The organism is Flagellimonas alginilytica (genome assembly GCF_042134605.1).
GTDB classification, from domain to species: Bacteria; Bacteroidota; Bacteroidia; order Flavobacteriales; family Flavobacteriaceae; genus Flagellimonas; species Flagellimonas alginolytica.
The window spans coordinates 2,871,494-2,896,441 of sequence record NZ_CP169638.1 but is presented as its reverse complement, the minus strand read 5'-3'; the positions used below and the strand labels follow the sequence as shown (position 1 = coordinate 2,896,441).

Below are 24,948 nucleotides of genomic sequence, written 5' to 3'. Positions count from 1 at the left end.
ACAACACTTAAAAAAAGCTGACGATTGTCAGCTTTTTTTATGCCCTGTAATTACCATACACACGATATTTTAGCGTTTAATCTATTATTTTTCCTCACGGTGCGCAACCCTCATAATTTCGTTGGCGAGACACTATAATTACTTGGGGATGAAAATTACTTCTAATAAGAAGACGGTTGTGGTACGCGAGTATCAACTGGACATTGGAACCGTTCAGGTTTTCAACAATTATATGGTTGCTTCTTTTGATGAAGGAACCACCATTACCCTAGAAAGGGCCTACCAAATAATAGGCATTTCAGAGATCCATTTTAGAGAAAAGGATTTTGCATACATCAGTTTAAGAAAGAACTCGTACGCCATTGACCCAACAGTATACAATTATTTAAGGGGCATGGACAACCTTATCGCTTTCGCCATTGTTTCCAAAAAGGAAATAGACATGCACAATTTCAATATTGAAAAAATGTTCTACAAAAAGCCTATGGAGTTTTTTATTGAATTCGACAACGCTCTGAGTTGGATCCAGAAAAGATTGAAAGCAAGAAAAAGCAGAAACAGTGCTTGATTCTCATCCTTACCTGGGATTTTCTTTTTGCTCCGCTTCAGGTTTACGGAACAGTTCCGAATAAGCACTACCAATATTGCCCACAATAATCGAAGCCTTTAGAGCTTCATATCCATTTTTGGAAGCACCGATGTCTCCGGCCAGCCCGTGAAGGTATACCCCAAATATTGCAGCCTCTACAGGTGGATATCCTTGAGCCAAAAGCCCTGTAATCATTCCGGTTAAAACATCACCACTTCCTGCAGTTGCCATACCAGGGTTACCTGTGGTATTAACATATCCCTTGCCATTGTACAAAGTAATAGTATGGGCTCCTTTGATTACCACCACCAAGTTATATCGATCAGCAAACGACTTGGCCTTGTCCAACATTTCAAAATCTGATGTCCACGGGCCTATCAGTCGCTCCAACTCCTTGGGATGAGGGGTCAAAATGGACATTTCCGGTATATCTTTGAGCAAATCCCGGTTCTCGGAAAGAATGTTCAATGCATCGGCATCAATAACCATAGGAGCACCTGAACCCTTCAAATAAACAGACAAAGCCTGGACCGTATCCTCATCCTTGCCCATTCCCACGCCTATGGCCACAGCAGTAGGACTAAAAGGAATTTCTATCCGTGAAATAATTTTATCCCTGGAACCGGTAAGTACCATAGCTTCGGGCACGGCAGTTTGTAGGGAATGGTAACCACATTTCGGCACAACAGCCGTAACCAGTCCACAACCAACACTCAAACAGGCATTGCACGCCAACTGAACAGCCCCTATTTTTCCATAACTGCCTCCAATAATAACCGCATGTCCATAGATTCCTTTGTGTGAGAACTTCGACCTGGGTCGGTACATTGGCAAAATCTCCGGTCGCCCTATCAGCTCAAAATCCGTTTCCGTTTTTGCGATAAACTCGGCGTCCAATCCAATATCCAATAGTTCCCATTGATTGGCATACGCCCCCGTATCTGGCAAAAAGAAAATTAATTTGGGTAACTGAAAGCTCAACACATAACTAGACCTGATCACATAAGATGGTTCCCAAGGAGATCTGTCCATGGGTAATCCAGACGGTACATCCACAGATAGTGTAAAGGCATTGGAAGCATTAATATGAGCTATTAAATTACCGACCCAATCATCGGGAACCCTGTTCAGACCAATTCCAAAAATGGCATCGACAACAATATCCGATTCGGAAATATTGGGCAAATCACTATCCTTATTTATAAAATCCGGCCATACCTTTCCATCCTTCAAGCGTTCCAGGTTCAACAGGAAGTCTTCCGAGCGCTTATCACTATAATTTACCACAAATACGTGAATGGAATAACCATGCTCATGCAATTTTCTGGCCAACACCAAGCCGTCTCCCCCATTGTTACCAATGCCGCAGAACAGTTTTATGTTCACCTGGGTGCCCCGTAAGCGAGCATGCATCCATTCGAACAGTTGTGTGGCCGCCCGTTCCATGAGTGCATCGCTGGTTATCTGTTCTTTTTGAATTGTGGATTTATCAGCTTGATATATTTGATGTGAGGAAAAAATTTTCATTCAGCAATAAAAAATGTGTATTCGTAACAATATCGCAAAAACATCACCAATGATTTGATGAAGTATTCAAAAGTACTACTTTTATCATCTCATTTATAAAGCAATGAACTTAAAAGAAACGGATAACAATCTAAAATTGATGAATACTCCTTCATCTATTTCTACGATTACTACCACCACCCCTTTGGGGTAAGTCTGCTATATATAATTCCGTCCGTTTTAATCTATTTTTTCAATTTTCACAATATCATTTCATCATGAAAGTCTTAAAGTTTGGAGGCACTTCGGTAGCCAATCCAGAGAATATAAATAAGGTAAAATCTATCCTAAAATCACAAAAAAACCACTCCATGGCCGTTGTGGTATCGGCCTTTGGGGGCGTAACCGATCTTCTTCTCAATGCATCAAAACGTGCATCGGAACAAGATGTATCCTACAAAAACTTCGTAAAAGAAATTGAGGACCGACATATAGCCGCCATTCGGGAACTTATTCCGGTAAAATCGCAAAGTGCGGCCCTTAGCAAGGTTAAGAGCGATCTTAACGTGCTGGAAACTTTATTGGAAGGTGCTTTTTTGATCGGTGAACTTACTCCAAAACTATCAGATAAAATTGTAAGCTATGGTGAACTTTTTTCGTCGTTTATTATTAGTGAGTTCCTAAAATCTGAAGGGTTGGACGCTATTTTCAAGGACAGCCGACAACTGATCATAACCGATAATAACTTTGGCAAGGCTTCGGTAGATTTTAAACTGACCAATGCCAACTGCGAGAATTTCTTTTCTAAAAACAAACATGGCATTACCTTGTTACCAGGATTTGTGGCATCCAGCAAAAACGGGGACCTTACCACTCTGGGGAGAGGTGGTTCCGATTACACCGCCGCTATTATAGCTGCTGCGACAAATGCCGATATCTTGGAAATATGGACCGATGTCAGTGGCATGTACACCGCAAACCCCAAACTGGTGAAGCAGGCCAAATGTGTAGCGTCCATAAGTTATCAAGAAGCCATGGAGCTGTCCCATTTCGGTGCAAAAGTACTCTACCCGCCAACCATACAACCCGTGTTGGGAAAAGCCATACCGATCGCCATAAAAAACACATTCGACCCGGAAAACCCGGGTACGCTCATTTCCCAAAACAACAACGGCAACGGAAAAACAGTAAGAGGCATCAGTCATGTAGGCAATATTAGCCTTCTTTCTCTGGAAGGCCCCGGAATGATTGGTATCCCCGGCATTTCAAAGCGCTTTTTTGAAACCCTCTCGGTAAAGAACATAAGTATTGTATTGATTACCCAAGCATCTTCCGAACACTCCATCTGTGTTGGAATTGCAGATGATGATGCAGATTTGGCCGCAGAGGCGGTAAACGAGACTTTTGAATATGAAATTACCTCAAAAAGAATAAAGCCCGTAATGGTCGAAAAAGACCTTACCATTGTGGCCCTGGTCGGTGATAATATGAAAAGTCACCAAGGTTTGAGCGGAAAAATGTTCAGCACCTTGGGCAAGAACAATGTAAACATTAGAGCTATTGCGCAAGGGGCATCGGAGCGGAACATCTCCGCAGTCATCAAAAAAGAGGATGTAAAAAAGGCACTTAATTCATTGCACGAGACCTTTTTTGAAGAAAACATCAAACAGCTCAACCTTTTTGTGATGGGAGTGGGCAATGTAGGAGCCAAATTCTTGGAGCAAATCCGTCAACAAAAAAAGTATTTAAAAGAAGAGTTAAAACTAAATGTCCGGGTTATCGGAATCAGCAACTCCAAGAAAATGGTATTTGACGAGAATGGAATTTCCCTAAAAGACTGGAAAAACGCATTGGACCAAGGCGTACGGACAGATATGGAGGGATTTTTCGAAAAAGTTAGGTCACTTAATTTCCGAAACAGCATTTTTGTGGACAATACGGCAAGTGCTGATGTATCAAAAAGCTATGCCAATTACCTAAAAAATAGTATTTCGGTAGTTACCTGTAATAAGATTGCTTCCTCGTCGGACTTTGCAAACTACAAAGCATTAAAACAATTGGCCAAGGAATACAATGCACCCTATTTGTTCGAGACCAATGTTGGTGCAGGCCTTCCCATTATCGATACCCTAAAGCACTTGATTGCATCCGGTGATAAGGTTCGAAAAATACAGGCTGTGTTATCGGGTAGTTTAAACTTTGTGTTCAATACGTTCAACGATTCCATCACATTCCACAATGTAGTAAAACAAGCTCAGGATCAAGGCTATACCGAACCCGACCCAACCATAGACCTAAGCGGTGTAGATGTAATGCGCAAAATTCTAATCCTAGCACGGGAAAGTGGCCATCAATTGGAGATCGATGATATTGAGAACGATGCTTTTCTGCCCGAAGAAAGCTTGGAGACCAATTCCAACGAAGCCTTTTTTGAAAGTTTGAAAAAGTATGAATCCGATTTTCAAAAAATGTACAAACAAGCCAAAGACGCCGATTGCAAACTTAAATATGTTGCCCAATTTGAAGATGGCAAGGCCAAAGTTGGTCTTCAGCAAATTCCTAAGGGCCATGATTTTTATAACTTGGAGGGCAGCGACAATATTGTGCTGTTTTATACAGACCGATACATAGAGCAACCTTTGATCATTAAGGGCGCCGGTGCCGGTGCCGATGTTACCGCATCGGGTATCTTTGCGGATGTGGTGCGAATCGGAAATTTTTAAACCATGGAAGAAATCAAAGTATTTTGCCCGGCAACCATTGCAAATGTCTCCTGTGGGTTCGATGTGCTCGGATTGGCCCTGGACTCGGTAGGTGACCGGATGACAGTTCGCAAAACATCGGAAAACGGAATCCGAATCACCAAGATTACGGGACAGGACCTACCATTGGCAACCGAAAAAAATGTAGCTGGTGTAGCGGGAACGGCCTTATTGGAAAAAAGCGACTACCAAGGGGGGTTTGAGATCGAGATTGACAAACGTATAAAACCTGGTAGCGGTATTGGAAGCAGTGCCGCCAGTTCCGCAGGTGCCGTTTGGGCCATGAACGAATTATTGAACAGGCCATTTTCCGATCTTGAACTAGTTGAATTTGCCATGCAAGGAGAAAAAATGGCCAGCGATGTGGCCCATGCGGACAACGTAGCACCTGCCATTTTTGGTGGATTCACATTGGTTCGAAGCTACGAACCCCTGGATATTGTTTCCATACCTACACCTTCGGAGCTGTACGCAACGGTCATTCATCCGCAAATTGAGATTAAGACCTCGGATTCCCGAAAAATTTTAAAAACCACGATTTCCATGCAACAGGGCATACAGCAATGGGGCAATTTAGGAGGATTGATCGCCGGACTGTTCAAAAATGACTACGATCTTATTGGCCGTTCATTGCACGACCATATTGTGGAGCCCATTCGTTCAATTTTGATTCCAGCATTTGATGAAATTAAAACCAACGCCCTAAAATCAGGGGCACTAGGAAGTGGAATTTCGGGCTCTGGACCTTCCATTTTTGCATTGAGCAGAGGAGAAAAAATTGCAAGGCACGTGGCTGATTCCATGACCGAGACCTATCAAAATATCGGAGTGGATTTCGATATCCACATTTCCAAAATCAACAACCAAGGCGTTAAAAAAATTAACTAGTCCCATGAGGTTTTACAGCTTAAACAACCCAACTATCCAAGCTTCGTTCAAAGAAGCCGTAATTGCCGGAATCGCTCCCGATAAAGGATTATATTTTCCAGAAAGCATAACTCCCCTATCTGCCGATTTTTTTGAAAAATTGGACGAGTTGTCCGATCATGAAATTGCATTTAGGGCCATCCATCAATTTGTAAAAGAAGACATACCCGATGTAGACTTAAAAACAATCATTAAAAACACATTGGACTTTGATTTCCCCGTAATAGAAATTGAGGATAATGTTGCTGTCTTGGAGCTTTTTCATGGCCCCACTATGGCATTTAAAGATGTTGGTGCACGTTTTATGGCCAACTGTCTTGGCTATTTTTCTAAAGGAGAAAAGCAGGATGTTACCGTTTTGGTAGCCACTTCTGGAGATACGGGCGGAGCCGTTGCCAATGGTTTTTTGGGGGTTGATGGTGTAAAAGTGGTAATCCTCTACCCGAGTGGAAAAGTAAGCGAAATCCAAGAGAAACAATTGACCACCTTAGGTGAGAACATTGAGGCCATGGAAGTGGATGGCGTTTTTGATGATTGTCAACGCATGGTAAAAACAGCTTTTTTAGATAAAGAAATTACCGATTGTAAACAGCTAACCTCCGCAAACAGCATCAATGTGGCACGATGGCTTCCTCAGCTATTTTACTTTTTGTTTGCATACAAACAGGCCAAAGCAAAAGGGAAAGAAATTGTTTTCTCCGTACCCTCGGGGAATTTCGGAAACATTTGTGCCGGGATGGTAGCTCAAAAATTGGGAATGCCCGTAAAACATTTTGTGGCCTCTACCAACGCAAATAATGTGGTTCCAAAATTTATGGCAAATGGGGTTTATGAGCCAGTGCCGTCCGTGGCGACCATTTCCAATGCCATGGATGTGGGAGATCCGAGCAATTTTGTCCGAATCCGGGAATTATATCAAAATAATTTGGACACCTTGCGCAATAACCTTTCGTCCTATTCCTTTTCCGACAAAACCACTAAAGCTACCATGGAAAAAGTACACTCGGAGGCGGGCTATGTTTTAGATCCACATGGAGCCGTTGGCTACTTAGGTTTAAAGGAATACCAAAAAGAACATCCGAACACATTTGGCATTTTCCTAGAAACGGCACATCCTGTTAAATTTTTGGATGTGGTGGAGGAAACCCTGGGAATACAACCAAAAATTCCAACCCAAATACTACAGGTAATGGACAAAGAGAAAAAATCACATAAAATCTCTGGTTACGAAGAGTTAAAATCCTATTTAATGGATAGTTAGCATTTTTATATCACATTTTAACAAAAGGCTGTTCAAAACATTCTTTTGGAAAAAGTTCCATCTGCAACGAAATCGATAAATTTGCTACAAAACCAGAAGGAATGAAACAGACTGCTCTTACCAAAACGCACGAGGCCCTTGGAGCCAAAATGGTACCTTTTGCGGGTTACAATATGCCCGTTTCTTACGAGGGTGTGAACATTGAACACGAAACTGTACGCAAAGCTGTCGGGGTGTTCGACGTGTCGCATATGGGTGAGTTTTTAATAGAAGGACCAAAGGCATTGGAACTGATCCAAAAAGTATCCACCAACGACGCTTCAAAATTGACCGTGGGCAAAGCACAATATAGTTGTATGCCCAACGAAACCGGTGGGATTGTGGATGACCTTATTATCTATAGGATCAAAGAAGAAACCTACCTTTTGGTGGTGAATGCAGCAAATATTGAGAAAGATTGGAACCATATCTCCAAATACAATGAGGCCATAGGAGCCGAAATGCGAAATATATCCGACGATTATTCCCTGTTGGCCATCCAAGGACCAAAAGCAGTGGAAGCTATGCAATCGTTGACATCTGTGGATCTTTCTGCCATTAAATTCTACAACTTTGTTGTAGGTGATTTTGCCGGTGTTGAGCATGTTATCATATCGGCCACGGGATATACCGGCTCTGGCGGATTTGAAATTTATTGCAAGAATTCCGAAGTAAAAGAAGTTTGGGACAAAGTTTTGGAGGCGGGTGCCGATTTTGGTATAAAACCCATCGGTTTGGCAGCACGAGATACCCTGCGCTTGGAAATGGGCTATTGTCTTTACGGAAACGATATCGACGATACCACTTCTCCTTTTGAAGCCGGATTGGGGTGGATAACCAAGTTTACCAAAGCGTTTGTGAACAGCGAAAATCTTTCCATAGAAAAAACAACAGGATCAAAACGAAAACTGGTAGCTTTTCAAATGGAAGAACGTGGCATACCAAGAGCGGGATACCCTATATTGGATGCGGATGGCAAACAAATAGGAAAAGTAACCTCGGGAACCATGTCCCCTTCCCTTTCCAAAGGAATAGGTCTGGGCTATGTAGTAAAAGAGAATGCTGCATTGGACAGTAAAGTGTTCATCCAGATTAGAATTAACAAGGTACCTGCCACCATTGTAAAACTACCATTCTATAAAAATACGTAAGCAGCTTTTGGATAAAAAAAAGATATTGATATTAGGAGCGAGTGGATTTGTAGGCAATGCTATTTACAAAGAACTCTGCTCCTATTTTGATACTTATGGCACCTATTACACCAATAGTGCCTTTGCCACAAATAAACAGTTTTTGAGATATGACCTCGAGGAAGATGATATTTTTCAGATACTGGAGCGTGTACGCCCCGATGTTATAGTATCTGCCCTACGCGGTAATTTTCCGGCCCAGATTCAGGCACATCAGCATCTTATGGAATATTTGGTGAAATCTGATGCCAAACTATATTTTATCTCCTCCGCCAATGTATTCGATGCCTACAGTAAATTCCCATCCTATGAAAATGATAAAACCCTGTCCCTAAGTGTATATGGGCGATTAAAAATCAAAATAGAGAATATGATCATGCGATTGCCCAAAGGAAAAGCGGCAATTCTAAGGGTCCCTATGGTTTTTGGAAACACTTCGCCCAGGATAAAGGAGCTCAAGGAGCATTTGGACAGCAAAGAGCCCATAGAGGTGTTTCCGAACCTGATCATTAATGTTACCAACGACGATAGGCTTACCCAACAAATCCATTACCTCATCAACAGGAACAAAACGGGCATCTTCCATTTGGGCAGTAACGACCTCATCCAGCACGAGGAATTCATTAAAGAGGTTATAGCGCATTTGGGAAATTACCACCCTGTTTACAAAAGGGTGTACACCACTAACGAAGATCGTTATCTGGCGGCCTTGCCCAAAGAGAATATCCTTCCCAAAAATCTTCGTATTAGTTGCCAAGAGATTATCGATCATCATTTACCGGTCTAGTTTTCTTTTGGTGGTTTTATTCGCTATCTTTTCTAAAATCCGAATATGAAAACAATGGACCAAAACGAAATTGAACTGGCTTTGAAAGATTTACCGGGATGGATCTTGGAAAATGGAACGATCACAAAAGCATTCACTTTTACCGATTTTAAAGAGGCTTTTGCCGTAATGACAAGAATTGCTTTTGAATGCGAAGCAAAAAACCATCATCCCAACTGGGAAAATGTGTATAACTCCCTTACGATAAAGCTCAGCACACACGATGCGAACGGAATTACCCGAAAGGATATTGACCTGGCCCTAACCATCGAAAAAATTGTAAGATAAAGTTGAAAGCAATCAACTTGACAAAGGGGCATTTTTTGTTAAATTTGCCCTCATCCAGAATTTAAGATTTTATGGGAAGAGCGTTCGAGTTTAGAAAAGCACGAAAAATGAAACGTTGGGCAGCCATGTCCAAAGCGTTTACCAGAATTGGTAAAGATATTGTAATGGCCGTTAAGGAAGGTGGCCCCGACCCCGATGCCAATGCAAAGCTCCGTGCCGTAATTCAGAATGCCAAGGCAGTAAACATGCCAAAGGACAACATTGAAAGAGCAATCAAAAGAGCTTCCGATAAAAACCAAGGAGATTACAAAGAGGTGCTTTTTGAAGGGTATGCCCCACATGGCATTGCCATTTTGATCGAGACCGCAACCGACAACAATACCAGAACCGTGGCCAATATCCGCAGTTATTTTAATAAATGTAACGGAAGTTTGGGTACATCTGGCTCTGTTGAGTTTATGTTCGACCATACTTGTAACTTTACCATAAAGTCCGAAGGACTTGACCCGGAAGAATTGGAACTCGAAATGATCGATTTTGGTGCTGAGGAAGTGTTTGTGGACGAAGATGGTATCCACATTTATGCACCTTTCGAAAACTTTGGAGCCATTCAAAAAGAGTTGGAATCGCGCGAGATAGAAATAATTTCCTCCGGATTCGACCGTATTCCGCAAGTAACCAAAGAACTTAACGAAGAAGAAGCGGCAGATGTGGAAAAGCTTTTGGAAAAAATCGAGGAAGACGACGATGTACAGAACGTGTACCACACCATGCAGGAATAAATACGCTCACACCCTTTAAATACACGTAAAAGCCTCTATATCAATAGAGGCTTTTATTGTTTATAATCCTTTATATTTCATTATATTTATGCATATTCCGAACTAATACCGAACTAATGAATTTTAACTATTATCTTTCCTCTTATTTAAAAAAGAACGGTACCCAATTAATCAGACTTAAAATTGAGACTTCTAAAAAGGATGTCCAGTATATTGACTCTGGAATATCCGTACTAAAAAACCAGTGGGACGACAAAAAGAAAAAAATAAAAAGGCATCCACTTGAAGAAAAACTGAACGCCAATCTCCAATCCTTATTGATCTCTGTTCAACAAATCTATTACAATAATAAAGGGATTTCGGCCAAACGCTTGCTCCTTCTTTATAAGAATAACAAGAAGTATGATACTAGTTCTTTTTTGGACTTCTATCAACAAATAGTCGATGAAGCTAGGTTAAAAGGTAAAATCCGCACTGCCAACACACAACAGAAGTACATCCAAAAACTAAAAAAATTCTCGAGCTACGTTTCATTCTCCGATCTTTCCGTACAATTCGCCAAGGATTATGAAAAATGGATGCTTGAAAAAGGGAATAAAATTAATACCGTCGCCTCGAATTTCAAGTCAATGTATGCAGTTCTAAATAAAGCAATGAAAATGGGTGTTATAAAGGAAAATCCCATAAGAGGCTATACAATAGTAACTGAGAATGTTGAAAAAGACTCATTGACTTTTGAAGAAATCACCAAACTTTCAGAATTGGAAATCCCTGTAAGATTCAAAGGGATGATCAAAGCCAGGGACATGTTCCTATTTTCCTTCTATACAGCTGGCATGAGATTTTCTGATATATGCAAGCTTAAATGGGAAAATATTGCCGGAAATGAAATCGTATATACTATGGGCAAATCCAGAACTAGAGCCGGTGCAAAAAGAACTTTGCCTTTGACTCCTAAGGCTGTGGCTATACTAGAAAATTATAAAGGCAGAAACAATACTTTTATCTTTCCTCCCCTTTATGGAATGGACAATAAAAATGCAGAAGAAATAGAACACAAATTATATATCGCCAATAATGCTATTAACCGGTCATTGCGTAATGCCTGTGAAAAAGCAGAAATAGGAAAATGGGTAAATATGCATATGGCAAAACATTCCTTCGCCGACTTTGCGGTAAAAAAAGATACTGGGCTGTTAATGATCTCCAAACTATTGGGGCATACCAAATTGTCCACCACACAGCATTATTTAAAAGATTTTTACCATAAGGAAGAAGCAGAGGAAATGAATCGATTGTTCGGTTGAAGTGCTTTTCATGCAATACTTAAACTACTTCATTAATAGTGATATAATACCCTTTGTCCACTCTTATCGATATTTCCCCTTTTCTGAGTTTTTGATTGACCGAATAAATGTCTTCATAAGCATACAGGTATTTTTTGCCAACTTTGAAAAAACTGACTAATCCTAGATCCCGTAAAGCCTGCATGATCTGGCCATTGTACGATACACCAAGCTTTTCGCAAAACGCCTTACCGGTCAGATTAAGGGGTTGTATGTTTACTTGATTGCCCATTGAATTTTACGACACTCTGATTCGATTTATTTGTTCAATCCCTTTCTTTTCTTCTTTCTTTCAGACTTTTTTCTGGCACCATGGTCAGTAAGTTCCAGCTTAAAAGGATTCCATTCCGATTCATCCATTAAAGACTCGACTATTCCATTTTCCTTAATTTCCCCCACATGACTTTTTGATTGTTGAGCAGAATTTCGAGTGCCTTTTGCAGTCCCATTATTTCTTGGTTCAACCTTGACTGTTCCTTCATCGTTTCCTTCGTCAGCTTGATCAGTTCCTCGTTCTTTTCCATTAGCCGATAATATAACTGAACGGTCTCTTGTTTGCTCATAATCGATTTGTTTTATAATACTGTTCCATGAGAATTTTTTGCCTAGGGTACTGCCTTTATATACCACATCATGATATTTGAAAGATATCCCCGAAACCCTGCCTGTGGTTTTGCTTACGTTGAATCTTGGCGAGATATTTTGCTCTTGTAGCAACTTGATAAATTCTGTTGTGTCCATTGCTTTTGAGATTGCCGAACCAATTCGCTCCTGTAGGACAAGTTTGATAGGTACATCGCCTGTTCTCAGGGTTTTCTCTATTTCCTTTTGATCAAGTGATTTTTTTCCACCAATTTTTGTTGAAATTTGAGTCAATCCATATTTCCTCTCCAAATCATTGAGCACTTCCCGGCTTCTTCTTTTAATGTTACTGTCACTCGTTATCCTACCCGAATACCTGACCCTATTGGCCACTATATGGATGTGTTCGTGTTCCGTGTCCTTATGACGGTACATAATGAACTGGTTGTTATCGAAACCCATCTTCATTAGATAGTCGCATCCGAATGAAGCAAACTCCTTATCGTTTAATTGATCTGAGTAGGGCAGGTTCAAGGAAACATGGAGGACCGCATTGCCCAATCCTGGCCGCAATTGCCTGATCAAATTGAATTCCTGTGTCATATTCACCGCTGTGGATTGTCCGATATTGGAATCGATTACATACCCTACACCTTCGCTTACCTTTTTTTCATTGTAGGCAAGAACACCGTAAAAATCCTTTCCTATGGTTATCTTACCTATCATTGTTCGCTATACTTGATTTGAGCTGTTGCAACAGCATTTTTACCTCCTCCAATTGTTTAATGATATTGAACGGGTCACGGATACCTGAGTTTGACACCCTGGCAAGTTGGTTCAGGTTGTTTCCCACCCGGCTCAAGTCGACAAAGAGTTTCCTGTCCAATGGGGTTATCTTTTTATTCGGCAAGGATTTTCCCGTACATTTTCTTCGGATATATTCGGCAACGGACAGCCCGATGGTTTCTGCATTAACGGAAACTTTGGAATGATCAGCAGCAGTCATCCTGACATTGACCTGTATTGTTTTTAATAACCCAAGTTCTTTTTTTGGCCTTCCCATTTCAAATGATTTAACGGATCACAAGGCAAACTGCAAACAAGGTGCGCAGGGTTTTTGTTAGCAAAAACACAACTTGCTTCGTGACCTCCAATTAATTATATCACAAACCTATGGCCTATGGATTACTTGCAAGGGTTTTGTCGTACACGGTTATATGTACGGTAAATCTATCCAATGTATTTTCTTAATTGAAAATCAAGGATTGGGCGAAATCACAAAGATGTATTTTTGTGGGAAGGGAAGAATAAAGAATACCGTTTTAAAATTCAAAATCTTGAACCTATTTCATACTTGATGAAGGCTCTCAAATTTGTTTAAAGATCTACAACTGAGCCTATAAAAGGTTCTTTTCAAGTACTAGGTTAAGAAGTGGACAGTACACATAATAGCGTATTTCTATAAAACTCATTTTAACCTCGGTCAATATTAAAAAAGATTCCAATCACACTCTGATGTCATAAAAATGAGGCATATACTTATAGCTCTTTTTGTATTTTTCCAAATCATTCTCAGAAATCACGTTCATTTCCAATAATTCTTTTTCTTTAAGGTGAATTTTACTATTTATCAACTCTACTTCTTTTCGAGTTAAATTTGGCATTTCGATTTTGTATGCATTGTCCTCAGGATTAAAAAAATCAAAATCAACTAAACTTAATTCTTCCGGGTTAAAATTGTCGCCTCCCAAAACCCCACCATATGTAAACATATTAGCTCCTCGGTTTTCTCTGTAGATTACATTGAACAATTGATGAAAGTTAAGCTCCGATTCTATCCCAGATCTTTCTTTAAGTACTTTCTGAATGTGAGACAACAACATTTTTCTAATAGTTTTATGGTTATTTAGGCCCGAAAAATCCTCATTTGACAAATCGAAAGGAACCAAACTTCCAAACTTCTCTTTAAACTGCTCTGTAGTATATTCAGTATTTGTTTCAGAAAACTTGAGTTCTTTATTGCAAGAAATCACATAAATACTTCCTTCGGGTAGTTTTGAGAACAACAAGGTTATGTCATCGAACATATAATCATCCAATACCCCATCATAGTCAAGCCAAACTAGGCTCTTTTTCTTTAAGTCTATTTTATTTAAAGCCGAGGTACTACCTTCCATAAATATCTTAATAAATGAGTAGGGAGAATTGAATTCTATTTTTTCTTTACTAAAAGAGCCAGCTTCGATTGTCGTCATTTCATCAACATGTAGTTCCTTATGGAAAAGTTTAAAATCGGTAAATGTAAGCCCCCCGAATCCAATGTATTGGTATTTATTCCCAAAATAACCACACACACGCTGGAGGATTGCCAACATCATTTTTCTTTCAGTAAACTTAACAGGGCGAACCTCGTAGTTTAACTTTTTTGGACTATTCATATCTCCTAATTGGTTAATTCTTCCATTTTTAGGTAATATTCAAAAGTATATTCTCCCAATTGCTTAAAACTCGAGCATTCAGAATGTTGTTTGGCTTTGGAAGCCAGCTCCCTATCTACATTATAGGCTATCCGAACATGGCTTTTTTTATCTGCAATTGTATCTAAATCGATTTCTGGAGAAATAAACAGCCTTTCCTCATCTATATTTGCGGTTTTGAGTACTGCCACAGTAATATTGGCTTCTTGTTCGCCTAACATCTTTCTGTAATCATTGGCTTCACTTCCCAGCTTTCTAACTTCTTTTAGGAAACCCAATACCGAACTCATTGCTTCCCTCATAAAAAAAAGTACTTTTTTATAAAGTTCGGATGTGGTATCGATACCCTTTTTTGTAGTTGTTAAGGGTAGTTTTATTGTATCTTCTGAATCAAGGAAAACAACTCCCTTGAACATCACATAATCTGGATGCCACTTGGGAATATTGGAGGTTCCCCAACCTGTTTCTTCATATTTATTCTCTTCAACAACCAATCTGTCATTGCAATATATATACCATCCGGATGCTTTAGGTTCGCCAACATGACTCAATCCTGCGCTAATTCTAACAGTCACCCCATCAATTATCCCTTCATACATATAGGGCTTTGACTGCTCATTAAATAGGACAACCCCTCTTTTTTTAAGCTCCTTTCCATTTAACCTTATGATAAGACCTTTTTCTAAGCTAAAATTGAGAAACCGCTCTATATCATTCTCCAATTCCACTAAAAATTCGGGGTCTGAAAATATTGCCGAAACCTCTTTTTTTAAATTTGAAACAGCTATATATGTTCCGTTTTCTTCAAGATTAACCGTTTCTAAACTAATTAATTGATATTCAAAATTCCAATCATCGATTTCTATTTGTTCTTCATCATCATTATCCAATGTTACTGTCTTTTTCTTATTTTTCCATTGGGAAACATCGACATCGATTTGGAAGTGATCATTATCTGTTTTGGACTCAACTTCAAAGTTCATACCCATCTTGAAAAGCGCTCTTTTCATTCCTACTCCAAAACGACCAATTGATCCGGCATTATGAACCATTTCATCTGGACGACCAAATCGAAAAGCATATTTTTTTGCTGTTTCTAATGTGAAACCCCCACAATTATCCTTTACCTTAAACCCGTCATTACTGACCGTAATATCAATATAAAGACCTGTATAGTCATTAGGATTTATTGCATTCGCACCATCAATTGAATTATCCAATAAATCAAGTATTGCATCTTTTATTGAAATGTCACGGGTTATCATCTCGATAAAAAAAGTTTTTGTGGGATTCCCATTTATTTGATTGTCCATTTATTTGCAGTTAGATTTCATCCTTATGAATTTGATTTAATGTAAACAATGAACCTTTTTCAAACTCTCCAATATTTGAAATGGCCATTCCAGTCTCAATCTTCTCAATACTCCTAGCCGCCTTGATTCCTTCCCGATCACTTAATCCCAAAAACTTGCTTATGGCCTTCGAGTTACCCTTATCATTGATGTCAAGTAAAAATGCATTGTCACAGTTACTCGAAAATTCCGTTTCAGGCTGTGTAAACTCGGAAATACCTTGGGACAAAAGAATGACCGACACCCCTTTTGAACGGATTTCCCTGAGCATGGAATCAAGAAGATTTTGAGCCTTTTTATCCTTGAATATGACATGTGCCTCATCGATTACCAATGCATAACGAATCCCCTTGTAATTATTTTCAACAGGAGTGTTTTCCATATTCATAAAGATGTTATATACATAATTGATAATCAAAAAGACCGAGGTAAACCTAATCGCATTTGGTAAATCCCCACTTAAGGAGAAATAATGGTTTTTTAGCAAAAATGAATTTGAGTGGTTCTTTTGAAAAATATCAAGTTCGCTCAGTCCTTCCAAGATTTCCGTCAGCGTATCACGTTTATCCCCATAAACTTCGAGCACCTTTTCATAAATGAGATTCAATGTGGGGTATTCCCCCCCGGTCATGTCATGAAAAGCTTCCTTAGTCGCATGCTTCAGCTCCTGTTCCTGTCGCTTTCCAATATTGGAGTATTTGGCTATTATATCAACAAACTTATTGATTCCCATAAGTTTGTCCTTCTCATTGATATTATCAATAAAACTCAATGGGTTGAACGGAAATGGTTTGTGTGGTGCATCAATGAACTCACATTGGGTTCTAGTGAAAAAAGGCTGCATCACCTCAATATCTCCTTGCTTTAGCCCCTTAAAATCAAGAAAAAGATAGTTGACCTGTCCGTTACTTGACTTATGCAATCGATTAAGAAATGACAGGATAAACTGTGTTTTTCCCGATCCGGATTTTCCTGCCACTGCAATATGGGCATTGCTCCGCAAGGTAATATTATTCAACTCCATTGTAATCGGGTTATCTTGTCCATCATCAATGGGATTGCCTACTTCTATCAAAATAGGTTCAACAAAATAGCTCTTATCGATGTTCTGATTTGTATTCCGAACCGCAGAATTACTGACGGTCGTATCCTCAAGATAGGATATGCCCCTATCCAAATACTCTTGAAGAAAATCAAAAAAGGTAAAATTTGGATTATCCTCAAAAAGTTGGTTGATCATTTCGAGGCCATGGTCCACATGTAATTTAACATATTTTGGAATATCTTCATGTGTTCGATAAACTTCATAATGTTGACAAATAAGGGCTATTGAAAGATCTCGATAACGGGCATCAAAAAGAATATGGTCCTTGTACTCTTTGCCCTTGGAATCATATTCAGTGAACTCGGGTTTCGAAAATTTCTTTCCTGTTTGCAGGGAATATCCCAAAGCTAATCGAGCAATCACATTCTCCTTTGTGCCTGTAGGTAATTTACGGGTCAATTTTTGGACAACCTCCTTGTTTTTGCCGGAGGTATGTATGTTAATTTGATGCCACATATAACTCGTTGTATTTTGAGATCAATTTTTTGGGTTCAACTTCAAGAAATTCAGAACCTATGGAAGGAGTGTTCTTTATGATGTACGTATTGCTGACGTTCTTTATGAGAAGGTCATATTCCTCAGATGTTAACTCTTTATGTATCAAAGGGAAAAGAATCACCTGTTTTGATACTTTTGGATAAAAATGCTTGATAATGTTCTGGGCGTGCTCCCTGTCAAATTTTTGCATTGGACTATCAATGAAAACTGGAAAGTCAATATTTGACTCTTCCACAAGCGCACTGAGCAAGGCTGATGAATACATTTGACGTTCACCCATCGAAAGCGAACCCTTGTCGATTTTGACTTCCTTACTACCAATTTTAGTGTACAAACTTATTTCAATGTCCTCGCCAGAGAGACTGATATCAACTTCTACACGGGAAATAAAATCGTTTTTATGCATTAAAAGGTTCAATCCTTCTTTTATCCTGACCTCCAAGGATTCTTTTTTTCTTTCCTTAAATCTGGCAATAAATTTTTTAAGGGTCTTTACTTCATTTTCAATAATTTGATTTGCGGCTTGGTTCTTTTGCGAAACCTCAATCTTTTTTCTTAGTTCTGCTTGACGCTGGCGGGCTATCTTTTTGTCATTATTCAACCCTCCAAGCTTTTGATTCAAGACATCGATTTCCGATTCAGCTCCTGAAATGATACCATCAAGTTTTTTCTTTTGTTCCTTAAGGCCGGAAATGTAGGCATCATCGGCATCCTTTTCTGCCTTTCTCAGTTTACGTTGAATACTGGCAATTTCCGACCGTGCATTTTGGTATCCATTCGATATTTTTCTAAACTCTTCCTTGAAGGAATAGCGAAGGGTATCGATCAATTGATCCAATTCATTGACCTGAACAGAACTGAAATCATGAAGTATCGTAAAATCATCTGGAATTGAAGCACTATCCCCAAAGAAGTGTTTTCCAATAAGTTTTTCTATGTGTTCCTCATAAAATCTCCTAACACCAACATCCACTATTATATCGGTTTGGGAACGCAAGGTTTCAAGTTCATTAAGAAACAGTCTGGTTTTTTCTTTAGCATTGGATTGAGAATTTTCGCTTTCCTTTATTATTCGCTCATTTTCCAATTGAATGGCCATGTTGAATAAAGTATCTCCTGCAAGGCCAAAGGGAATGATTTCATAATAATCCTTTAATTGGATTCTTAAATCTTGGATAACCGTATCCAATTTGGATTCCTGTTCCTTTAATTCCTCTACTTCTTCCAGTGACATATGGTTACCCTCTTTGATAAGGGTCCGTTGTATCTTATCCGCTTCCGCTTTTTTTTCGACTTTTAATTGAGTGGCATCATCAATCTCTTTCTCAACATTCTCAATATCGATTTCAATTTTCTCCAGGGCAGCTTCAATATCAACAAAGTCCTTTCTGTCTTTTGGTTTTGCGGATTCCTTGCGGTATTCGTCCTGAAGGTTCTCCAACTGGGTCCTAAGTGCTTCATACTTGTGAATCCCCAAGACCTCTGAATATGCGGTGCCAAGTGCCTTTCTCTGCTCTTTGCCGTTCACTTCTGCCAACGAGACAATTTTTTCAGCATCAAAAAAGAAAAACTTTGCAATTTCAATTGGCAGTATGAACTCTCTAACAAATATTTCCCCACCATCCTGATTTTGGGTGGAAAGGTCATCCGTTATCTGGTTTGGGTGCCCATCAATAAGAATTTTTAGGTTTTCTGCTGTACCTGTTTCAGTGTTATAGGAACGGATTACCTTTACTTCATTACAGGTAATGTCCGGTATTTTAACCTCCGTGAATGTAACGGCAACGGAAAAGGTCGATTCCCCGTTCTCACGAGCTATGTGGTTGAGACTATTCCCTATGAATTTACCATATCCACCTTTATCCCAAATTTCCTTTTTATAAAGGTCATCCACCTTTTCCATTTGTCTTCCGTATAGACACCAAACAAGGGACATTAAAAAGGTGGTTTTACCAAAACCATTTTTTCCACTTATCACGATCAGGTTCTTTTCCTTATCTGGAATAAGTGAAATGTTGTTGACTCCCTTATATATGCGGAAGTTACGGAGCTCTATTTCCTTTATGTACATCTATTTTTTATCGATCATTTTTTTTATCCTCCTTTCAAGATCCTCTTTCAATCCTCGCTTTTTTGTTAAAAGCGCCTTATTCTTGGATAAGGCAAGATGATCTTGGATAAGGCTAAACTGTTCATCATTCTCGCATACTTCCTTTAGAAGCTCTTCCTCTTTTCTGAAATTTTCATCCTGTTTGTTCATATCCAGCTCTTTTGAGTAAACATTGTTGTATATGTGGGCCACTTTATATTTGAAGATAAAGTCCCTGTACCAAGTAACTTGGATCGCCACCATTTCCTGATTTGTTATAAGTTCAATTTCAGGATAGGTTTCTTGAATGGTCTTTTGGGTCTCTAAAAGTCTTTCCAAAATTTCAGCCCTATATTTAGCTTTATAGGTTCCCATGCCGTTCTTGGCATCAGTTCCATTTCTCCGCTTGGTAGATCTATTTTTAGGAATGTTCCTTCCTTCCATGAGCTCGTTCCTGAATTCAAGTAATGGTGCTAGCCAATTAAAGCCATTGTCTACTAACGAGGACATGGATTTATCCTTTTTGACCACCGTGCAGGTCCAACACCCAAACCTACTGTTTCCACAAGAAGAATGATTTTTATTGGAAACCATTGTTGGACATTCATAATCGTCCGAACTTGCATCCGAATAGATTTGAAAAAGTTCATCATTACTGGCACCCCAAGGTGATGGCATGGTATTGATAATGTACCATATCTCTTCCAACAATAAATTTTTGATTGGAGAATAAATAAATGCATTTCTAAGATTGGAATGTTTGGACAATCGCTTTCCCCTTATCTCATGCTTTTTGATCATTCGTGCCCTATTCTGGCTCTCATCCGAACGTGTCCCGACCAACACAATTGCCTTCCCTTTTTCATCGATTTGATCGACCACAAAACGGGAAGTAGGCTTGATTTTCAGTTTCTCCGTGCACCACCTAAAAGCATTGTTTGGCACTGGGTATCCCTTTCCAATAATGTTCAACCAAAAGGAATCTTCAAGCCTCGGTGTAGTTTTTTGGACTTGGATATTCAATCCATCTCTGACTGCTGTCTCTTGGATTTTATCGAGAACTTTGTCCACATAGTTTGATATAATGGGATTTTCAACCATAGTATCATTACAAACTACGTAAACATCACGGGGGGATATTCCATTGATATCACCAAGGTTTTTCAAAGCTGTCCATACCAATTGCAGCAGTACTGTGGAATCCTTACCGCCACTAAAGCCGATTATCCATGGTATGGCACCGTCATCCAAAAGGTATTGATCGGTTATTTCATTGATTATATGTTCAATTCTTGAACTCATCTTCATTATCAAAAAATATTTTTATACAAATTAAAGGTTTTTGTTGGTTTTTCTTACCCATTCGTCAGAGCATAACGTATGCATCGCAAATTGAATGAAAGCTCGAAAGAGTCGTTTTGCGAAACCAGTTTTTGACCAAGTTCGATTGGGGAGGGGAATATTGCTGAAAAATACGTTATTTATTACTGCTTTTAAAATGACCAATGAATTTTTAAATCGCAACACGGTCGAAATGAAAATTTCGGTAGCTGAAGAGATAATATTATAACTGTTATTAGCAAAGCTTTATTTCCCTGTAAATAAACCGTAGTGAAGCTTCGGCATTGGGTTCTTGAAAATATGTATCGAATCTCTCGACCAAATGTTCCAATGCAACCCTATATCTCGCCTTTCCGTGGCCATTGTCCTCATAATACTTGCATGGATTTTTGGGATGGATTTCTGTCGGAGTTGTAAATGCTTTAATATTGCGGTTCATATATTCAAATCGTAGTGAAGCCCTTCTATGGATATTCTCAAGGGTAAGTTCACTTGGATACTCAAGTACGTCATAATATAGTTCTTCTAATATGACAATGAATGCCCTTCTACGGGATAGTTTGGGTTTTATTGAAGCCTTTTCCAAGTCATCTCGTAGGTCTTGGACAATTCTTTCGGCTATCCTGATTTGGGATTGAGTATATTGCTTGCGCCCGATCAAGGAGGTCTCCTCTTCTCCCAATTTTTGGAGATGTCTGAGCAATCCATCCGAATCAATCATAAATTTGGCCCTTCCTTGCCTTTTTGTCTTGATATTTCCTTTTGGATAGCACTTTTCAATATCTTTGAATGTTCCTGTATCCTTACCGAAAGCCTCATCATATTTTCCTGAGCATAAGAACCTACGAAAAGAAATTCTGCTATATTAATCTTCTGGGGCTCTAACATTCCCCGGACCATCATTTGCAGAAACAATTTTTCCTGGGGATCCAACTTTTCATTCAGTTTGTCCAATTGCTCTCCCAATTTTTGAAGAAAATCCTTTTTATCTGCAATTTTATCCCACTTGATGTGACCAAAAGCATTTTGACCCATATATGCCATCAAGTAACGTCCGTATTCCCATTTTCGGTAAGAGGTGGTCGGGTCCAGCAGTTCCATTTCTACAAAATCCAATAACCTTTCATTGGAAAGAATTTTCTCAAGGTTGTGTTCCATTTGAAGTAGCTGTTGGAGCTCGGCCTTGGATCCTTGGTCCAAATTGTTCAATAGGTGTCCAACGAATGTTTGGGACACTTGAAACAACGGGAGCCTTTCCTCTATGAGGGTATTTAAAAAACGTTGGCGTTTCTCCTCCACCAATTCATCATAGTGGAGGCCATAAGCGAATAAGATTGCCACAAGTGAGTTCAACTGCTCTTCGGATAGGACTGTCTTTAAGGTGTTGGAGTCTTTGCCCCCAAGCTCATTTAACGTGTCCCGAAAAGACTTTTCGCCAATAGGCTTATCAAAATTCAATATGTCGTAAGCAATTTCTGCCATATGAATACTTTAGTGTGGTTCCATACATAAAAACAGTAGTTTTTAAACGGTTTTCAAAACCACAATTGTTCCTTACGGTTTGCAACTTTCCAATTGGATGATAGATTTACCTTAATCCTCTACGGAAGCACAAATATGTTTTCATCAAATCGACCAAACCCTTGGTTTTGTTCAAACTGTTCTCAAAATACATAATACTTAATCTAAAAATCAATCTTGGACATTATTTTTTCAAACAAAGACAATTAATTTAGCGGCAAAAAGACCAATGTTGACCTTTTTGTCGGCAAGAATTCATAGCAGGCCATTGATAAATCTTTGGGCATAGGGGATGCCCTAACAATGGAAAGGGAGAAAAAGAAAGGTCGCAAGGGTAGTGCCTTTAAATGAAGGTTCAGATCAACCTGAAATAAATAAGCGCCCTCATAATCTGCATGGTCAGTTCAAAAATGGCAAATATGGGAAGTACAAACCAGATGCCTGGGATAAGCCCTATTAGGATGATCACCAATAAGAATGGCAACCTCAACAATCGCTTGATGCGTAGGATCCCCAAATAAGTGTATAGAACCACCCAAAGAAAACCCACCAAGGGAAGATCGTTATAAAGTTCCGAAAATATCATATTCTTTGATTTTAAGTTCGATTTCAGTTATGTGAAAAATCGGCCCGCAAAAACCCTATAAATGACCGATTGGAAAACTTCGATACCGAGTCTTTTTCCGTTCATTTTTTCACCAATTCCTGTAGGCTTACCACATGGAGTTTACAGGGGAAAAAAGTGTCCGCTTTGTAAGCGGTACGGATAAAGCCGATGTAGCACCCGTCTCCGTATTCCAGTACCTTTATACCTTTATACCTACTGTCATTTGGGCCCTCCAAGACCTTGCCCCTGCACTGTACAAGATGATAAAGTGCCTGTAATTTTGTTCCTTGTACCCTGTTCCAGTTTCCCAACAGGGCAAGATCATGGATCACCCAATAATTGGATGCCTTTATGAACACTTTTTTATTATCCTTCATGTTCTCCTAGACTTTCACAGGGTTGACCGTCCCGCTTTTGAGGTTCACAAATCCCCCGTGGACGGATAATTGTCTATGCGACAACAACCTGAACAGGCAGTCCGATGCTTGAGCCACCAAGACATCGTTGATATAAAGGGACTGTTCCATCAACCGATCGGCATAGGCACATCCCCTTCCCTGTTGGGATTCGGTATCGTGATCTTCCAAATTCGGGAAAAGGTCGGTTATCTTCTTCAGTCTGCTTACGCACTCCAAAGAACCATCGCCCAATTTTCTATCTTCCTCGAACAAGCTACCAAGAACGAACTGCCCCGTGTCCCTGCTATTGCCCATGTCGAGCCAGTAGAACATTGTCCTATGTTCAGAACCCCTATGGGGGTGCCTCAAAGCCAAAGAAAGTGCCGTCCTGTATTTGGCATTGTCCACACAGGTCACGATGATGTTCGATCTGATGTCATCACCAAAGGTCATGGCATTCATCGGTATTCCTTCCCATTGTAATCCAAAGGCACGGTTGATCTTGGTCAGGGCATTGACTACCTTGTTCTGTCCAAGGTCATGTGGGGTGAACAATTGCCTACCGATGTTCATGGGTTCGACAATATCCCCATCAAATGCCCTGACGTGCAATCCGGGATGTCCCGTTTGGCGAAGGGCATAATCCAATCTCGCCAATCTCGCAAGGAATAGCGAACCATTTCCACCTACCCCTATCAACGAGATCGTGATCGGGTGTGTGGGGTTGAAGAAATAATTGGGGGCGATATGTATCCTATCTTTCATAGAGTTGTTTTATGGTCATGTTGTTCGCAATGAGTAGGGCATCGTCGAAACGCTGCTTTCCATTGAGATTTTTCATCCTTTCTACAAGGTTTCCCTTGATCAGGTCGTTATGGTGGGTTTCCGTGAAAACCGAGGAAAAGAACTGTTTTTCCATAAACCCCATGATGTCCTCATAATGCTCGAACCCGTTATAGTCCATGGAAACATTGCCCATGCAGACCCTGCCCCGTGCATTGACATTGGGCAAGGGGGCATGGTATAACCCTGTATCTCCGTCAAGGACATCGCTCCGCTTTAGGGCGAATACGTTCAGAGTGTTCCCTTTCAACGAAAAGACCAGTTTGGGGAGGGGGTACTGTCCTATCGGAATGCCCATCCTTTCATCAAAATACAGGGTGTGCCGTTTTGGATGGACGATCCATATCAAATGGAGTTCCCCCTTGAAATCAATGTGTACCAGATTCTTGGGCAACAATCCCTTAAAGGAAAATTTTATCAATTCCCCTTCCAAGCACCTGAAGAGGTTCCGTGCGGTATCCTTGGTCAAGGGCATCCCCGCTGTAAGACATTCCCCAACTATCCTATGGTAGGCAAAATAATGCTCCGTATTGTAATGACTTGGTGTACTGGCATAGCCTATCAATGCAAATCTCGGCACCAAATGATCGTCCATGTCCAATTCCATGATCTTTTCCAT

At 39.8% G+C, this 24,948-nt stretch carries 24 protein-coding genes; 9 read left to right on the top strand and 15 right to left on the bottom strand.

The genetic code is table 11. The features are described from left to right. Window positions 1–148 precede the first annotated feature (148 nt). Window positions 149–568 carry an STAS/SEC14 domain-containing protein gene (locus ABTP35_RS12955; protein WP_293295901.1) on the top strand — a complete coding sequence of 140 codons (420 nt, stop codon included), beginning with the start codon at window positions 149–151 and terminating at the stop codon, window positions 566–568. A 9-nt stretch (window positions 569–577) separates the two neighbouring features. Here ABTP35_RS12955 and ABTP35_RS12950 read toward each other — a convergent pair whose 3' ends face one another. Further along, window positions 578–2,116 (bottom strand): NAD(P)H-hydrate dehydratase, encoded by a 1,539-nt coding sequence (locus tag ABTP35_RS12950; RefSeq protein ID WP_293295903.1) that lies wholly within the window; start codon window positions 2,114–2,116, stop codon window positions 578–580. Window positions 2,117–2,373: 257 nt separating this feature from the next. Here ABTP35_RS12950 and thrA point away from each other — a divergent pair, with 257 nt between their 5' ends. From thrA to ABTP35_RS12910, 8 genes are all read left to right on the top strand, one after another. Next, window positions 2,374–4,818, top strand: a complete 2,445-nt coding sequence (thrA, locus tag ABTP35_RS12945; RefSeq protein WP_293295905.1) for a bifunctional aspartate kinase/homoserine dehydrogenase I — start codon at window positions 2,374–2,376, stop codon at window positions 4,816–4,818. Window positions 4,819–4,821: 3 nt separating this feature from the next. Continuing rightward, entirely contained in the window at window positions 4,822–5,745 is a 924-nt protein-coding gene (locus tag ABTP35_RS12940) for a homoserine kinase (protein WP_293295907.1), read from the top strand. Between the two features lie 4 nt (window positions 5,746–5,749). Further along, on the top strand, window positions 5,750–7,045 hold the full coding sequence (gene thrC / locus ABTP35_RS12935; RefSeq protein ID WP_293295909.1) for a threonine synthase: 1,296 nt from the start codon (window positions 5,750–5,752) through the stop codon (window positions 7,043–7,045). A 101-nt stretch (window positions 7,046–7,146) separates the two neighbouring features. Next, window positions 7,147–8,235, top strand: a complete 1,089-nt coding sequence (gcvT, locus tag ABTP35_RS12930) for a glycine cleavage system aminomethyltransferase GcvT (RefSeq protein WP_293295911.1) — start codon at window positions 7,147–7,149, stop codon at window positions 8,233–8,235. 7 nt (window positions 8,236–8,242) lie between these two features. Beyond that, on the top strand, window positions 8,243–9,061 hold the full coding sequence (locus ABTP35_RS12925; RefSeq protein ID WP_224834857.1) for a sugar nucleotide-binding protein: 819 nt from the start codon (window positions 8,243–8,245) through the stop codon (window positions 9,059–9,061). 45 nt (window positions 9,062–9,106) lie between these two features. Further along, window positions 9,107–9,388, top strand: a complete 282-nt coding sequence (locus ABTP35_RS12920) for a 4a-hydroxytetrahydrobiopterin dehydratase (protein WP_224834858.1) — start codon at window positions 9,107–9,109, stop codon at window positions 9,386–9,388. Window positions 9,389–9,459: 71 nt separating this feature from the next. Beyond that, on the top strand, window positions 9,460–10,170 hold the full coding sequence (locus ABTP35_RS12915; RefSeq protein WP_375334245.1) for a YebC/PmpR family DNA-binding transcriptional regulator: 711 nt from the start codon (window positions 9,460–9,462) through the stop codon (window positions 10,168–10,170). 116 nt (window positions 10,171–10,286) lie between these two features. Continuing rightward, window positions 10,287–11,477, top strand: a complete 1,191-nt coding sequence (locus ABTP35_RS12910; RefSeq protein ID WP_036383580.1) for a site-specific integrase — start codon at window positions 10,287–10,289, stop codon at window positions 11,475–11,477. 19 nt (window positions 11,478–11,496) lie between these two features. Here the strand turns inward: ABTP35_RS12910 and ABTP35_RS12905 are convergent, their stop codons facing one another. From ABTP35_RS12905 to ABTP35_RS12840, 14 genes are all read right to left on the bottom strand, one after another. Further along, complete coding sequence (locus ABTP35_RS12905; protein ID WP_036383578.1) at window positions 11,497–11,748, bottom strand: hypothetical protein; 252 nt, start codon at window positions 11,746–11,748, stop codon at window positions 11,497–11,499. A 26-nt stretch (window positions 11,749–11,774) separates the two neighbouring features. After that, window positions 11,775–12,824: a relaxase/mobilization nuclease domain-containing protein gene (locus ABTP35_RS12900; protein WP_207025808.1), complete on the bottom strand. Its 1,050-nt coding sequence runs from the start codon at window positions 12,822–12,824 to the stop codon at window positions 11,775–11,777. Further along, complete coding sequence (mobC, locus tag ABTP35_RS12895; RefSeq protein WP_207025805.1) at window positions 12,814–13,161, bottom strand: plasmid mobilization relaxosome protein MobC; 348 nt, start codon at window positions 13,159–13,161, stop codon at window positions 12,814–12,816. Before mobC ends, ABTP35_RS12900 begins: the two co-directional genes overlap by 11 nt. Before the next feature lie 442 nt (window positions 13,162–13,603). Further along, window positions 13,604–14,536: an O-methyltransferase gene (locus ABTP35_RS12890; RefSeq protein ID WP_207025797.1), complete on the bottom strand. Its 933-nt coding sequence runs from the start codon at window positions 14,534–14,536 to the stop codon at window positions 13,604–13,606. A gap of 5 nt (window positions 14,537–14,541) precedes the next feature. Next, window positions 14,542–15,888 (bottom strand): ATP-binding protein, encoded by a 1,347-nt coding sequence (locus ABTP35_RS12885; RefSeq protein ID WP_207025795.1) that lies wholly within the window; start codon window positions 15,886–15,888, stop codon window positions 14,542–14,544. 10 nt (window positions 15,889–15,898) lie between these two features. Continuing rightward, window positions 15,899–17,488 carry a DndE family protein gene (locus tag ABTP35_RS12880; RefSeq protein ID WP_207025792.1) on the bottom strand — a complete coding sequence of 530 codons (1,590 nt, stop codon included), beginning with the start codon at window positions 17,486–17,488 and terminating at the stop codon, window positions 15,899–15,901. Continuing rightward, window positions 17,472–19,601 carry a DNA sulfur modification protein DndD gene (gene dndD / locus ABTP35_RS12875; RefSeq protein WP_207025789.1) on the bottom strand — a complete coding sequence of 710 codons (2,130 nt, stop codon included), beginning with the start codon at window positions 19,599–19,601 and terminating at the stop codon, window positions 17,472–17,474. The genes ABTP35_RS12880 and dndD overlap by 17 nt, the downstream gene beginning before the upstream one ends. Continuing rightward, entirely contained in the window at window positions 19,602–20,921 is a 1,320-nt protein-coding gene (gene dndC, locus ABTP35_RS12870; RefSeq protein ID WP_207025787.1) for a DNA phosphorothioation system sulfurtransferase DndC, read from the bottom strand. A 274-nt stretch (window positions 20,922–21,195) separates the two neighbouring features. Continuing rightward, entirely contained in the window at window positions 21,196–21,681 is a 486-nt protein-coding gene (locus tag ABTP35_RS12865) for a hypothetical protein (protein WP_207025786.1), read from the bottom strand. Then, window positions 21,678–22,442 carry a hypothetical protein gene (locus ABTP35_RS12860; protein ID WP_207025784.1) on the bottom strand — a complete coding sequence of 255 codons (765 nt, stop codon included), beginning with the start codon at window positions 22,440–22,442 and terminating at the stop codon, window positions 21,678–21,680. Before ABTP35_RS12860 ends, ABTP35_RS12865 begins: the two co-directional genes overlap by 4 nt. Window positions 22,443–22,836: 394 nt before the next feature. Beyond that, complete coding sequence (locus tag ABTP35_RS12855) at window positions 22,837–23,067, bottom strand: hypothetical protein (protein ID WP_207025782.1); 231 nt, start codon at window positions 23,065–23,067, stop codon at window positions 22,837–22,839. 101 nt (window positions 23,068–23,168) lie between these two features. Beyond that, window positions 23,169–23,465 carry a hypothetical protein gene (locus ABTP35_RS12850; RefSeq protein ID WP_207025781.1) on the bottom strand — a complete coding sequence of 99 codons (297 nt, stop codon included), beginning with the start codon at window positions 23,463–23,465 and terminating at the stop codon, window positions 23,169–23,171. Window positions 23,466–23,471: 6 nt separating this feature from the next. Next, window positions 23,472–24,251, bottom strand: coding sequence for a PRTRC system ThiF family protein (locus ABTP35_RS12845; RefSeq protein WP_207025780.1), 780 nt, complete (start codon window positions 24,249–24,251; stop codon window positions 23,472–23,474). Further along, window positions 24,241–24,948 (bottom strand): hypothetical protein, encoded by a 708-nt coding sequence (locus tag ABTP35_RS12840; protein WP_207025779.1) that lies wholly within the window; start codon window positions 24,946–24,948, stop codon window positions 24,241–24,243. The genes ABTP35_RS12845 and ABTP35_RS12840 overlap by 11 nt, the downstream gene beginning before the upstream one ends.